15 protein-coding genes and 3 tRNA genes are annotated in these 13,380 nt (G+C 54.2%); 4 read left to right on the top strand and 14 right to left on the bottom strand.

All coding sequences use genetic code 11. The annotated features are described in order from the left end of the window. The first annotated feature begins 17 nt into the window (after positions 1 to 17). A tRNA-Glu gene (locus tag ACZ47H_RS03005) sits at positions 18 to 95 on the top strand. 190 nt (positions 96 to 285) lie between these two features. Here ACZ47H_RS03005 and ACZ47H_RS03010 read toward each other — a convergent pair. Beyond that, positions 286 to 438, bottom strand: a complete 153-nt coding sequence (locus ACZ47H_RS03010) for a 50S ribosomal protein L40e (protein WP_464933714.1) — start codon at positions 436 to 438, stop codon at positions 286 to 288. Between the two features lie 118 nt (positions 439 to 556). Here ACZ47H_RS03010 and ACZ47H_RS03015 point away from each other — a divergent pair, with 118 nt between their 5' ends. Then, positions 557 to 1,147 carry a hypothetical protein gene (locus tag ACZ47H_RS03015; protein WP_464933715.1) on the top strand — a complete coding sequence of 197 codons (591 nt, stop codon included), beginning with the start codon at positions 557 to 559 and terminating at the stop codon, positions 1,145 to 1,147. A 16-nt stretch (positions 1,148 to 1,163) separates the two neighbouring features. Here ACZ47H_RS03015 and fen read toward each other — a convergent pair whose 3' ends face one another. From fen to ACZ47H_RS03050, 7 genes are all read right to left on the bottom strand, one after another. Beyond that, a complete protein-coding gene (fen, locus tag ACZ47H_RS03020) occupies positions 1,164 to 2,213 on the bottom strand; it encodes a flap endonuclease-1 (protein ID WP_464933716.1) in 1,050 nt (349 codons plus the stop codon). Positions 2,214 to 2,216: 3 nt separating this feature from the next. Next, on the bottom strand, positions 2,217 to 2,456 hold the full coding sequence (locus tag ACZ47H_RS03025; RefSeq protein WP_464933717.1) for a hypothetical protein: 240 nt from the start codon (positions 2,454 to 2,456) through the stop codon (positions 2,217 to 2,219). Between the two features lie 79 nt (positions 2,457 to 2,535). Next, the gene (locus tag ACZ47H_RS03030; protein ID WP_464933718.1) at positions 2,536 to 4,746 is read right to left on the bottom strand and encodes a CDC48 family AAA ATPase; all 2,211 of its coding nucleotides are present in this window, start codon (positions 4,744 to 4,746) and stop codon (positions 2,536 to 2,538) included. 106 nt (positions 4,747 to 4,852) lie between these two features. Then, complete coding sequence (locus ACZ47H_RS03035; RefSeq protein WP_464933719.1) at positions 4,853 to 5,122, bottom strand: elongation factor 1-beta; 270 nt, start codon at positions 5,120 to 5,122, stop codon at positions 4,853 to 4,855. 18 nt (positions 5,123 to 5,140) lie between these two features. After that, positions 5,141 to 5,350 carry a zinc finger domain-containing protein gene (locus tag ACZ47H_RS03040; protein ID WP_464933720.1) on the bottom strand — a complete coding sequence of 70 codons (210 nt, stop codon included), beginning with the start codon at positions 5,348 to 5,350 and terminating at the stop codon, positions 5,141 to 5,143. Between the two features lie 68 nt (positions 5,351 to 5,418). After that, positions 5,419 to 6,585: a DUF1464 family protein gene (locus ACZ47H_RS03045; protein ID WP_464933721.1), complete on the bottom strand. Its 1,167-nt coding sequence runs from the start codon at positions 6,583 to 6,585 to the stop codon at positions 5,419 to 5,421. Next, positions 6,578 to 7,546: a GHMP family kinase ATP-binding protein gene (locus ACZ47H_RS03050; protein WP_464933722.1), complete on the bottom strand. Its 969-nt coding sequence runs from the start codon at positions 7,544 to 7,546 to the stop codon at positions 6,578 to 6,580. The genes ACZ47H_RS03045 and ACZ47H_RS03050 overlap by 8 nt, the downstream gene beginning before the upstream one ends. 94 nt (positions 7,547 to 7,640) lie before the next feature. Between ACZ47H_RS03050 and ACZ47H_RS03055 the strand changes: the two genes are divergently transcribed. Together ACZ47H_RS03055 and ACZ47H_RS03060 are read left to right on the top strand one after the other, a co-directional pair. Next, positions 7,641 to 8,270 (top strand): haloacid dehalogenase, encoded by a 630-nt coding sequence (locus ACZ47H_RS03055; protein WP_464933936.1) that lies wholly within the window; start codon positions 7,641 to 7,643, stop codon positions 8,268 to 8,270. 56 nt (positions 8,271 to 8,326) lie between these two features. Continuing rightward, positions 8,327 to 8,881: a hypothetical protein gene (locus ACZ47H_RS03060; RefSeq protein ID WP_464933723.1), complete on the top strand. Its 555-nt coding sequence runs from the start codon at positions 8,327 to 8,329 to the stop codon at positions 8,879 to 8,881. A 153-nt stretch (positions 8,882 to 9,034) separates the two neighbouring features. Here ACZ47H_RS03060 and ACZ47H_RS03065 read toward each other — a convergent pair. From ACZ47H_RS03065 to ACZ47H_RS03090, 6 genes are all read right to left on the bottom strand, one after another. Continuing rightward, positions 9,035 to 9,167: transfer RNA gene (locus ACZ47H_RS03065), tRNA-Tyr, on the bottom strand. 116 nt (positions 9,168 to 9,283) lie between these two features. After that, a tRNA-Cys gene (locus ACZ47H_RS03070) sits at positions 9,284 to 9,391 on the bottom strand. A gap of 60 nt (positions 9,392 to 9,451) precedes the next feature. Then, complete coding sequence (locus tag ACZ47H_RS03075; protein WP_464933724.1) at positions 9,452 to 10,399, bottom strand: polyprenyl synthetase family protein; 948 nt, start codon at positions 10,397 to 10,399, stop codon at positions 9,452 to 9,454. A 105-nt stretch (positions 10,400 to 10,504) separates the two neighbouring features. Next, the gene (locus ACZ47H_RS03080) at positions 10,505 to 10,921 is read right to left on the bottom strand and encodes a DUF61 family protein (protein WP_464933725.1); all 417 of its coding nucleotides are present in this window, start codon (positions 10,919 to 10,921) and stop codon (positions 10,505 to 10,507) included. A 5-nt stretch (positions 10,922 to 10,926) separates the two neighbouring features. Beyond that, positions 10,927 to 11,631 (bottom strand): fibrillarin-like rRNA/tRNA 2'-O-methyltransferase, encoded by a 705-nt coding sequence (locus ACZ47H_RS03085; RefSeq protein WP_464933937.1) that lies wholly within the window; start codon positions 11,629 to 11,631, stop codon positions 10,927 to 10,929. Between the two features lie 3 nt (positions 11,632 to 11,634). Further along, a complete protein-coding gene (locus tag ACZ47H_RS03090; RefSeq protein WP_464933726.1) occupies positions 11,635 to 12,894 on the bottom strand; it encodes a C/D box methylation guide ribonucleoprotein complex aNOP56 subunit in 1,260 nt (419 codons plus the stop codon). Positions 12,895 to 13,380 lie beyond the last annotated feature (486 nt).

Below are 13,380 nucleotides of genomic sequence, written 5' to 3' on the forward strand. Positions count from 1 at the left end.
GGAATCAGACTATTGGCGCCGCCGTAGTATAGCCCGGCCCAGTATGCGGGCCTTTCGAGCCCGTGACCCGGGTTCAAATCCCGGCGGCGGCACCATGCGCGGGCTCGGAGGGTTTATCTTAGGGGCCCGGTCAGGGTCCCTCAAACCCTACACTCCTCTAATCATACCCGGGTTCAGCAGGAGATGAACCAGAACTCGTACCTAGTCTGGCATGGAATATGAGAACAGAACGTGGAATCGCTGGGTAGTCCAGGTGTAAAATCTAGGGAACTATGCTGGTTGGGGCTACTTCTTCTTCTTAGGCCTCAGGTTCTTACTCTTGCACCTTCTACACTTTGTAGCGCCCGGAGGGTTGAGCGCGCCGCACTTCCTACACACTAGCTTATTGAACAGCCTCTTCTCTACTATCGCTATCAGCTCTGGGTCGGTTATCGGCATTCTCTACACCCAGAATGGGCTGTTGTGACCCGGGGGGTTATTAACCATTAACCATGCTCTACGCATCTACTTAACCTCTAACAATACACTAGCTCATTCCCCGGGGGTGTGTGGTTTAGTGATGGAGATACCGCTAGACAAGATCTGCGTTAAGAGTGGAGTCCTATGCCCACGTTGCGAGTCTCTTGTCCGGAGCGGCAAGTACACGGAGCTAGATGTGAAGGTTATGAAGGCCTTCCTGGATGTTGAGAAAAAGTACCGGGACTACCATATACGGTACGTGAAATCATACCAGATAGATGATATAATATATGTTCTCGTTGAGGCGAAGCCCGGCCTACCCTCAACACTCGGAGTCGATGTTAGGAGAGCCCTCGGCTCAGAGGAGATAAGTAGAGTGATAGTAGTAGAGCACAGGAAGGATAAGAGGCAGCTGATCGAGGACCTGATCGCCCCCTACAAGGTGCACGGGATACACGAGGCATACCTCCCCGACGGGAGCCAGGTGCTGGTGGTAAAGGTCCCGGAGGAGGCGAAGCGCCTACTCGAGTCGATAAAGGGGAAGTACGTGATGAAGCTCGCCGAGAAGCTTCTCGGGAGGCAAGTGTATGTTGAGTACGTCGAGGGGGGTCCTTCGAGCGTGTTGAAGCCCGAGTGGCTTGGTATAAAGAAGCCTAACGTGAGGGACCTACTGAATAAACTAGAGTAAGGGGAGGAGCCACCCGCTAGCCGAACCAGGCGTCGAGGCCTACGTGCCTGCTCCTAAGATTCTCCTTGTACGCCTTCCTAAGCCGCTCATAGGCCCTCTTAACTCTGTCGATATTAAAGTCGTGCTCATCGACCAGTATCCTCTTTATCTCCTCCATGTTGGGCTCCCTGAACTCTATCTTATAGTCATCAGTCACAGTGGGTTTGAGGAAGTACTCGTATATCCTCCTAACATCGTACTGGGGAAGCCTAGACTGTATAGCGTTCAGGATTCTCTCGGGGTCCTTCAAGGTTTTAACCAGGTTTAAAGCGTTCTTCGGGCCATAGCCGGGGAGCCCTCCCGGATTATAGTCTGTGCCGAGTATTATTCCTATGAGGATCAACTGCTCTCTAGTGATGCCGAGACTCTTCAACAGCTTATCCAACTCTATGATCTCCGGTTTAATGGTGACATAGACATCCTTCCCTGGGAGCTTCCTCTTGCCAGTTATTGTGAGGTTCCGGGCAAGCCTTGGGGCCCCGAAGAGGAGTGAGTCGTAGTCCTGGCTTCCCGCAGCCCAGGCATCTCCCTTCCTAGCGATGTATGAGGCCTGGGCCTCACCCTCTTCCGGGGCTTGGACCCATGGTATCCCCATCGCCGTTAGGAGTCTCTTGGAGTCCTCTACCATCTCCTTAGTGAGTCTAATCGCCTGTACAGCATACTTGCGGGCCTCCTCCACCCTCCCCGTCTTCCGGGCAACCTCGTACTTCTTCTCCGCCTCCTCTCTACGGGCAAATCTCGATTCCAGCTCTTTCTTCTTCAACTCCGGCGGCTTGCCGTCGAAGACGTAGACTGGTTTTATCCCGGCCTCTGCAAGGTTTATCGTTCTATAGAAGAGGCCTGATAGGTGGCTTGTAACCCTACCCTGCCTGTCCATGAGGGGGGTGCCGTTCGGCTGCCTTATCGCTGCTAGGAACTGGTATAGGGCGTTATAGGCGTCTAGGGCGACCACTCTACCTTTTAGGGCTTTCAGCTCGACCTCCTGCCTCGCATTGTCTGGTATAAGCTCCCTGAGATTTACCCCCACTGCCTACTCCCCCTTCCTCACGCTTATGAGGAGTTCCCGCCTACTTGTCTGGGTCGATATGTAGCCTAGTATCTCTAGGGTCATCAAGACCTTCGCCAGATCCCTCCTTGAGACGTCTTCGCCCCTCCTCTTAAGCTCTGCAATCAAGTCTAGCTCGCTGACTGGAACCGTCCCATCCTTTGAGAGTTTTAGCAGGGCCTCGTAGACTATGTTGATGAGCGGCTGAGGAGACCATATGCTCACCGCAAACACCTCCAATTGAGACTTGGAGTATTGTATTGAAGCCTAAATAGAATGGTAGTGGAGGGAGACTGTGATTGGCCTAGTATGTGAGGGTGGGGGCGGCCTTCGCCCTCCTCGAGATCTTCATCTGCCTGGCGGACTCCATCCACCTCTTATAGTATTCTATCATCTGCTCTGTAACGCTCGGCTTAACCTTGAGGAGTGCGTCCTCGAAGTGCCTCATAGACACATACTTGGCGTCAAGGTTCTCTCTTAGCGCCAGCATTGCCGCTTCTCTTACGAGTGCAGCGAGGTCTGCACCAGTATAGCCTTCAGTCCTCTTAGCGATCTCTACTAGGTCAACGTCGTCCGCTAGAGGCACGTTCCTCGTATGGATCCTTAGTATCTCCAGCCTACCCTCCATGTCCGGTGGGGGCACGTAGATCAGCTTCTCCAGCCTCCCAGGCCTTAGAAGGGCTGGGTCAATTATGTCGGGCCTATTGGTTGCAGCTATTACTACCACATCTGACAGCTCCGAGATCCCGTCTATCTCCGTTAGCAGCTGGCTCACTATTCTCTCGCCGACTCTAGTGCCTATCTCGGAGCCCCTCACCGAGGCTATCGCGTCTATCTCGTCGAAGAATACTACTGCAGGGGCATACTGTCTAGCCTTCCTGAAGATCTCCCTAACCATCTTCTCGCTCTCTCCAACCCACTTACTCAGCACCTCGGGACCTCTCACGGCGATGAAGTTCGCCCCGCTCTCCGTGGCTACCGCCTTAGCCAGCAGAGTCTTACCGGTGCCTGGCGGCCCGAAGAGTAGTATCCCCCTAGGAGGCTTGATGCCGAGCCTCGCGAACGAGTGCGGATACTTGAGCGGCCACTCTACAGTCTCCCTCAGCTCGAGCTTGGCCTCCTTCAAACCTCCTATATCTCCCCATCTCACCTCAGGTATTTCTACCTGGATCTCTCTCAGGCCGCTGGGCGTTATCTCCTTGAACGCTGCCATAAAGTCCTCCATCTTCACTACCATCTTCTCGAGGACCTCTACCGGTATCCTCTCCTCCTCTATGTCGATTTCAGGCAGGTACCGCCTTAGGGCGTGCATTGCCGCTTCTCTTACGAGTGCAGCGAGGTCTGCACCAGTATAGCCCTTGGTTATGTCGGCGAGTGTCTCCAGATCCACGTCCTCTGCTAGCGGCATGTGCCTGGTGTGTATCTGGAGGATCTCCAGCCTCCCCTGCTTGTCTGGGAGGGGTACCTCGATCTCCCTGTCGAATCTCCCAGGCCTCCTAAGGGCCGGGTCTATGGCGTTAGGCCTGTTGGTTGCAGCAATGACTATAACCTGTCCTCTCGTGGAGAGACCATCCATGAGGGCCAGTAGCTGGGCCACGACCCTCCTTTCAACTTCACCTGCGACCTCGTCTCTCTTTGGCGCGATTGCGTCTATCTCGTCTATGAATATTATGCTTGGAGCGTTCTCCTCGGCCTCCTTGAAGATCTCCCTAAGCCTCTGCTCGCTCTCACCATAAAACTTACTCATAATCTCCGGGCCATTTATCGCGATGAAGTACGCGTCACTCTCCGTGGCTACTGCCTTCGCGAGGAGAGTCTTACCTGTACCCGGTGGACCGTAGAGGAGTACTCCCTTCGGCGGCTCTATGCCAAGCCTTGCGAATAGCTCTGGATGCCTTAGGGGGAGCTCTATTAGCTCCCTAACCTTCTCTATCACATTGGCGAGGCCGCCTATGTCCTCGTAGAATACCCTGGGAACCTGGCTTGGGCTGAGCGGCTTGTTGAGAACCTCGATGGTGGTCTTCTCAGTTATTATCACAGGCCCCCTCGGCTTAGTTACAACTACAGTGTAGGGTATTCCCTGGCTTAGGACGGGTATCTGTATTATGTCCCTCTCGACAACAGGTATTCCGAGGAGCCTCTTCTTAATGTACCTCTTAAATCCCTCGTCTATCACGGAGGATTGGCTTACGGGGGCAAGCTTCACCTTAATAGCAGGCTGGACCTCCGCCTTCCTAACTATAACCTTGTCTCCGACATTAACGCCCGCGCTCTTCCTCAATATGCCGTCCATCCTGATAATGTTTCTACCGTTATCCTCTGGGAGGCCGGGCCATACTATGGCGACCGTCTTCCTCTTACCCTCAATCTCCACTATATCTCCCGGCCGGAGCCCGAGCTCCTTCATAGTCTGGATATCGATCCTTACCCTCTTCCTACCAGTATCCCTGTTCCTAGCCTCCTCAACCCTGAGAACGACTTCCTTCCTGAATTCTTCGCCCTGCGGTTCAGTCAATCCGCGGCTTCACCCCGTTATACAGTATCCCGTTAAGAATGGTGTTCCAACAGGAGGCTATAAACTAGAATTCCAATGAGCCCTCCAGAGTGGAGGGGGTTGCGTGCTAGAGCCTGTGGACGGCCTCAACCTCTACTTCTTCAACAATATCTATGCTTTTTATCAGCTCCTCTAGCTTCTCGGTGCCCCCCTCAGTCTCCTCGGGCATCGAGATTATTATCTTGAGGGCCTTGAGGCCGAAGGCTATGGGCTCCTCACCGCTATCCATGATCTGGTATTCGCTTGGGAGAACCTCCTTTATCTTCTCAAGCAGCTGCTGGGGGGTTATCTCGACCGAGTTCGGGAGAACCTTCATTATAACCGCTACCCTAGCCATATCCTTCTCACCTCTCCTTTAGGGTCCGGTAAAGCCGCAGTTAGGGCAAGTATATGGCGTGCCCTGGGCCCTGCACCTGCTGCACCGCCTAATCACGGCCACGCCGCAGTTGGGGCATACGAACACCGTTGCCCTCTCGTTCGGGTGTATTATCCTGCCACAGCTAGTACACACTGGGGGCGTGACAGGGTCGTACACGTCTATCTTCCTTGCCTCCACAGTCGACACTACTACCCGCACCCTTCCTGGATTGGCACCTGGAAGGGTATTATATGACTTCTCCAACCACAGGGTCCTCACCTATGCTCCAGCCCCTCCCTGCCAACGCGGGTGAAGTAGCGGGGAGCCCTCTCCCAGAGGCCTGCGAGGATAACGTGCTCGAATATAGAGCCCCTCGACTCCCTAAGGCGTAGCGAGTCAACTATCCACTCGTACCTCCCACCGGCATACCCGCTCGCAAGGAGAGCGGCACCCGTAGCACCCTCTTTGGTAACACTCCCCAGGCGGGGGACCCTCCTAACCTTCAAGCCCAGATTATACCTTGAAAGGGCATCCTCTAACCGCTCGAGAATCATGGAGGCCAGGGGCTCTGCACGGAATAGCCTCCCACTAACATAGATGGAGCGGGGCCTCCCTCTAAAGCTTGGCAGGAGCTGGAATACGCTCTTAATAATAGACTCTGAGAGGAGAACAGCGGCCTCAACAGCCCTCTCATCCCCCCTCTCGAGTCCTCTCGTATAGTCTTCCAAGTCCAGCCGTCCAGCCAGGTATCCGGCGCCTCCCTCGAAGAGCCTCTTCCTCGAGAAACTCCCCTCCAGAGAGGCGAGGGCGTAGGCTACCTCCGCGTCGAAGGCTCCCGCACCTAGATATCCGTGGCCGTCAAGGGTCCCTCCGACACCGTCAATTATCCTGCCTGCTTCGACTGCAATGGCGGCGTTGTAAGCTTTACCCGCCTCGACTACTATGAAGCTCGTCTCTCCAACAGGCTCTCCCCTCAGCTCCACTGCATCGTAGAGTGCGGCTGCAACTGTGAACACCTTATCCGCGGTTCCCATGTCGACCCGGTTTACCTTCCTATACCGGGGTATAGTGGAGAGCTGTACTACTCCGGGTGTGAAGTAAACGTTGAGGCTGGACTCGTGGAGTTCGAGCATCACCCTCCTCAGGCCCTGGATCTGCAGGTTCTCTCTCAGATCGTTTTCGTTGATGAAGGTGGCCTCCATTATGTAGTCGACTATATCCCTATCCCGGATGAAGGGGATCCCGTATCCCGACGGGGCCGCAACAGCGTCTAACCCGTACTCCTCGTTGAGCTCCATGACCCTATCAATTATGATTCGAGGATTCCTAGTGACCAGCGGCCTGGGAACTGCCTCCTCATATAAGACTCTGTTATCCTCGTCATCTAGGAGCAGGAGGTCCATAGAGCCAGTACCCGGATCGATACCGAGAACTCTAGCCATCACCCACCACCCGGATGACTGCACCCGTATTGTCTACTCTGGAAACCCCGCTGATTCCTCCACCCATCCTCTCAAGGAGTTCGCCCAGCTCTCTGTAGACATTGTCTGCATGTTGGCTAGGTAACAGCCCGTAGACTGTCGGCCCCCAGCTGCTCTGGCAGGCGCAGTAGGCTCCCCGTTCCATTAGAAAGTCCACAACCTCCTCGACCTCCCTGCAGCAGTATACGCCCTCCTGCCGGCTAGCCCAGTATTCTCCTAGACCCCTATTGAACTCGTAGAGCCATCTGCCCGCCGTGGCCCAGTCTCCCTCTAACGCGGCGGGCAGGATGCCCATGAGCACGATCCTAGAGTTCCGAGCCGCCATCTCCTCGTCCATTACAGGCATTGACTCCAGTATCTCCTCCTCCCTCTCCTTCAAAGCTAGAATCTCGTCCAGACGGGCATTGGGTACCGCGTAAACGATCCTGTACTTGGATGGAACGGGGATTCGAGCGAGTAGGGGAGGAACCATTTTAACCCCAGGCTTGAAGCCCCCATCGACAATAAAGCCTCCTCCCATGAAAGCGTGGTATCCGAGCCCGGATACCTGAGAGCGCCCTGCTGCTAATGCTATCTCCTCGAGCCTGTATCTCCTCCCAGAGAGGATGGCGGCGGCGACTCCTACTCCTAGGGCTATGGGTGTTGTCGAGCCGAGCCCGACGTGTGGCGGTATCTCCTCCTCTACTATAACCCTCATCTTCACATTGTAGAGTTTCGAGAAGAGTTCGACGTAGCCGAGAACATCCCCGCGGCTGGTTCCAGCAACGCTGTTATCCTTGTCCCTGCAGATCTTCATCTTCAACCTAGGCTCTTCTAGGGTGAAGCCTAGTGTCCCGTAGAGTCTTCCAAGCCCCCCATTAATATCTATGTTTCCAGTATGGACGTGTGAAGGGGCAGATACCTCGACGCACCCGTTCCTCATAGTCCAACTCCCACTATCCCAGCTAGTGGAGTGTTCAAGTCATATACTCGACGCCCCCACAAGGGTGCTAGATGGGTAGAGACTATTGGACTACATGAGAAGGATACAGGAGGAGGTTGAAAAGGCCCGGGCCTTCCTATCCGAGAGGGACGAGATAAGGGAGAACGCTATCAAGGCATCGAGAGACGTGATCAAGTACTCGGGGAGGATGATCACAGAGATCCACAAGGGCGACATGGATAAGGCGGTGGAGTATAAGGGTCTCCTCGAAGAGTCTACCCGGAGGTTCCTAGGCCTGGTGAAGCCCTACCCCGAGCTCTTCTACTCTGGGATGGCATACAATGCTATGAGCGAGTATGTGGAGGCCATAATCTTCTACAACATCGTAACGGGCAGGGACATACCGGGCTACGAGGAGCTAGGGGTCCCCCCAGCCCCCTACCTCCAGGGGTTAGGCGACGTTGTAGGGGAGCTGAGACGCCTCGTGCTGGAGAAGGTTAGAACTGGATCCTACGATGAGGCATGGAGGCTGTTCGAGGTGATGGAGGCAATCTACCTGGCTCTGCGGAGCCTCGATCTCCCAGACGCTCTAGCACCAGGTGTGAGGCATAAGGCCGACGTGGCCAGAAGGCTCACAGACGACACGAAGGCCCTCCTAATAGACCTATCCAGTAGAGAGAGGCTAGCGCGCCTCCTCGAGAAGACTGGAGAGAGTAGAGTATAACCCACATCATATAAGTCCCGCCGCGGGATCCGGGTTATGGAGGGAGCTGGAAGGAGATGTCAGACCCCGTAAACGAGGCCTTCAAAAAGGTTATACAGGAAATATACTGGACCGAGACCCTGGAAGAGGCAGAGGAGGTACTCCTAGAGTACCTCAACATGATAGACGAGGACCTGAGAGAATACCTCCTAGAGAAGAGGAAAAAGATCTGCAACGATCCCACCAGCGTGATAGAGCTTGTAAGGCTAAACACGGCGGCCGAGGTGGCAGACTCGGCCCAGGCCGCCAAGATACTCTTAACAAAGAGCCTCATAGAGTCGGGATTCCTATTCCAATGCACACCCACATGGGCTAAGCTAGACAATAAGACGAAAGCATGGATCCTAGCACCACTCTACAAGGCGAGCTACGGGCTAGAGCTCGCTTTAAAGGAATGGCCTAAGAAGGTGGATGAGGACCACCTAGACAATGCCATCAAGATGGCTAGCATAGCCCTTGAGAGGGCCGAGGAGATAGGGGTATTAGACGAGTTCAAGGAATACGTGGACAATGTAGTGGATGAGCTTGCCTCGGACGAGGATGGAAAGGAGAAGCCGAAGTTCCTAGGCTAGCACTAGAGCCCGCTCAGCTACGACCGCACAGCTCATCCCCCGTGAGGGTCCCTTCCTAAGCCCGCCACTCATCACAGCCAAGGGCATAGATCAAGCATTATTAGACATAAAGTCGATTAAAATCATATTAGAAAGGGTAACGTGTAAGGCGGGTGGTCCGGCCGCGGGGATTCGAACCCCGGACCACCCGGTCTCTGCAGGCAGGAGACCCCCAGTATGAGAGGGGGCCTCCCGCGGCGCCCGCGTCCCACTACAGCCGGGCGCTCTGCCGCTGAGCTACGGCCGGTCCAAGTCAACCAATTAGACCCCTTAGAGGGTATAAGGCTTTTTCCCGCCCCTCACTGATTCGTAACCGGGCTATTTGGCGGTGACTGGTCATTCCCTGATAGGATTGTTGTGTCTTGGAGCCGGGGCCGGGATTCGAACCCGGGATCAAACGGGTCTCTACGATGGGCTGCCATGGGGCTGTCCACTGCAGCCCGCCGCCTTCGACCGCTCGGCCACCCCGGCCTCCAATATTCATGGATGAGCGGTTAAGGTTTAAGGGGTTTGCCCTTTGTGGTAGGGCTTCTACTCTAGGAGTTTTTCTAGGCCAGCCTCCGCTAGCATTTTAGATACCATGAACTCGGGTATGAATTCTAAGAGCACTGCTTTCTCGCTCTTGAAGTCTATCCCCGCTAGTATTTTCCTGGTGTAGTCCAGCTTCTCCTTTAGATACTCGATCCCGACCTTTACAGGGTCTTCCCCCCTTGTCTTAGCCCATTTCTCGAAGTGTTTGAGGCCAGGCTCGTACTCGCCGGCCCCCCTCTTATAATTGTAGTAGTCGACTACGTCGTCGGCAACCTGGTAGAGGATGCCGAGGACTTCCCCATACTCTCCCATCCTCCGCTCCACGTCCGCGGGGGCCTTGGCGCTTATAGCGCCTAGAATAGTTGCGAGCTTAAAGAGGCTCCCGGTCTTCAACTTGCACAACTCAATATACCTGGAGGCGGGGACCAGCTCCGGGATAAAGGAGTCTAATATCTCCCCTCTAACCGTTGATTCCCATGCCCTTATAACATGGAATATTGCCCGGAACCCGAGCTTCTCCACCATCCTCTGCGAGACGGGTATGAAGAGGAGGCTTGAGAGTATCGTCTTGGGGAGCCCGTGGACTATCCACGCGGCGGCTCTTCCCCTTCTAATCGAGTCCCTATCAATAATGTCGTCGAGGGCTAGGCTAGCAGCCTGTACGAGCTCAATTGCGACGGCAGCGTCTATCGCATCCTCAACCCTCCCCCCAAGGGCCTCCGCCGTTAGTATTGTGAGGAATCCCCTGAACCTCTTACCCCCAGCCGAAATGTACTTTGCGACATCTATGAGTTCCGCTTCATTCATCTGACTGTTAACGACCCTGTTTATCTCCTCCTCAATTAATGCCTTCTTCTCAGCCCATTCCCGGTAGAGAAGAGCAGCTATCTCAGCCTTGTTTTTCTCGAGTTCTCCTATCGGCTTAGCCAACTCGTTGTCCTCCGGCATCCCTACGCCTCATCCCTTTAAAACCCTGGATGAGAGGAGCTTAAATTTACACCAGTAGATCACAGTACTGTCGATTTGTAGATGCATTTTGTTATTCATCTCCATCTAGAGGGTGACAGAGACGAAAACCAGCGACTTGTATCTCTTCAAGAGCCTTATGAACTCCTCGACTGAGAGCTCTTCTCTTCCATGATAAGAGTACTTGCCAGAAAGCATTAATTCGACAAGGCGCCTCTGCCAGTGGTCCCCCAGCACCTTATACCGGGCTACTCCACCCACTCTCTCATAGCGTAGGGTTACAGGGACCTTCATGAGCTCGTGGAAATATGGGGGTATTGTTGAGAGTAGCCTGGAGACCTCGTCGTCGGGGAATACGTGCTCTCCCCCTGTCTGGAGGCGGATCCTCCTCTTCCCCTCGGAGAGCTGTTTGAGTGTGAGGTATTCTGCGGGCCAATAGCTTGATAGCTTCCTTAGCTCCTCCCTGTACTTTGATTCTACGATCTTCTTTAGGTTCTCTCCCACAGCTGTTATCCTCTCCTATACCTTGCATAGATCATTGCGTGGTCCTTGTCGAAGGGGTCTAGGTGGACTACGTCCTTGATCTCAAAGCCCGCCTCTACAAGGGTCTGGATCTGGCGCTTGTAAATCTCGCTGGGCGCCGTGGTTACGTCTATGCTCCTAGCCTTTATAGCGAGGAGCATGTAGCCGCCGTCTTTTAGGAAGAACTTGGCGTTTCTCGCAACTATCTCAGCCTGCTCTGGCTGCGCTACGTCCGCGTAGAGGCCGTCGACTCCCTCAACGAGGTGCCTATACTTCTCCGGGAACCTGGCATCACCTAGTATTGGGTAGATGTTCCTTCTCTCCCTCACGACTAGTATGAGGTCCCTCATGACCCTTGGGGCGAACTCGACACCGTAGATCCTGCCCTCCGGCCCTATGATGTCGCTTATGTGGCTAGCGGTTGTTCCGCTGGCTATGCCAAGGTATAGTATCGAGTCTCCTTCACTGACTGGCAGCTCCTCGAGGCCCTTCAGGAGGGCTCCGGCGAGCTTGCTTCTATATGCGTTCCACTCTCTATACTCTACTCCACCATAGTGGTAGAGACGCTCGCCGTACACTCTCTGGCCGGGGACCAGGTTCTTAGTGGCTATCCTTAGGCTACCGTCTTCAAGCTCTACCACGTAGACACCCTTCCACTTGGGGTGCTCCCTAACACTCACTACCTCCACTATTCATCACCTCCTCTTCCTCCTCTTACCGCCGCCCCTTCCAGGCCGTCTTCCCCTACCCTTCTTGGGCCTCTTGGGCCTCGCCGCGGCGGGCTTAGCCGCTTCGGGCTTCCTCTTAGGCGGCTTTGCATAGATTCTCTTAATCTCCTCTATCCTCTTCCTTAGCTCCTCCCTTAGCTTGTCTCCTATGAACCTGCCGCTGAAAGCGTTGACCTTAGCCGCTATAGCGAGCTTCGCTGCTAGTGCTCTTGCTATCTTACCCCTCTGCCACCTGGGGCTCCTGTGTATGTCCGGGTACTGGAATATTATACCGTGCTTGGGCGGCTTCCCACCCGTCCTGAGCGCGCGGAATAGTGCTTTCTCTGCGCCCAGCACCTGTATTGTGCTTGCAGGCATCCTTGCCAGCTTCTCGAGGCTCCCTGCGAGGCTGATCAGCCTGGCTCCCAGGAGGGACCCTACTAGAGCGGTTATGTTGGGGGCCACCTCCTTCATTACCTGCTCTATGTATTCTGTTAGGTTCCTCCTCAGCCTGTAGAGTTCGCTCACGATCCTCGCAAGGGTCCTAACCGCCTCGATGTCGAACTCTGACAGGTCAGCGCCTATACTGTTCTTGGCTGCCTCAGCTATCTTCTCAGCCTTCGCCTCGCTGAAGCCCAGCTGCATTAGAGCCTCCTTCGTTATATTGGATCTATGTCCAAGCTCTGCAACTATCTTCACATAGTCCTCGTGCTCCTTAACTAGATCGTTGAGCTCAGGGAAGTGGATGCTATACCACTCCCTCAGCCTCGCAACGTAGAGGTTCACCGTCTTGTCTATGTCATCGATCGCCCTGATAGCCTGTGCTGCTAGGAGGTCTCTCTTCTCAGCAGCCTTCCTCAGCTTCCTCCTAGTATACTCCAGCTCAGCCTCGAACAGCCACTCTAGGAACCTCTTCTCATCCTCGGCGAAGCCCGTCTCAACTGCAAGGGATACCAGGTTTTCCCTAGCCTTCACCGCAATATCATTAGCAGGCTCAACCTCGGTCTCGAAGCCGAGCTTGGAGATCGACCTCGCTAGATAGTCGTCCTCAACAACTATAGTGGGGTTCTCCCCGCGGAGCCTCTCCAGGAGATCCGCTAGGGGACCGTACACCTCCCCCTGCTCAATCTTAAGGGCTTGATCCACTGCTTCATCCAAATCGCGAGGGGCGAGCTGGTAGTCTATCCTCTCCCCCTTCTCGTTGAATGCAAACGCCCCAATTATCAGGTCGGCGATATACACTTTCAATCCATACTACACCCCGTCTAAACTCGTCATCCCATACTCTCCAAGTGCATGCGCTGTTATTAAGACTATACCTCTTTCATTCAATATAATGAGTATTACCCACCCTCGAGGTGATGGAGACCAAAGCTGAGAACTCATTTAATATGCGGCAAGGCGAGTAAGGCTCATCATAATTTCGAAGTATGTATCAGTTAGCACTCTACTAGCGCATGAATGAAGTAACCCATCATATCGGTCGGTGTAATAGTTTATGCTTCCTGTACGCAGCTCTGGCTCCATCTGTCAAATAATCCGTTAAGATGGGTTGAGACCACTGCGCGGGTATAGGGGCTTGAACGAGTGCAAAGGCACCAGCTATTCCAAACGAAGAGGTAGAAGCTAGCGAGTCTATATCGATGCCGCCATCATAAATATCACATTTATGATGATAATTATAGTATTTAAATATCTGGGAGAAGGCAACAGGCCCCTCCGCGTCCAGCACAT

This window comes from Thermodiscus maritimus, assembly GCF_055382595.1.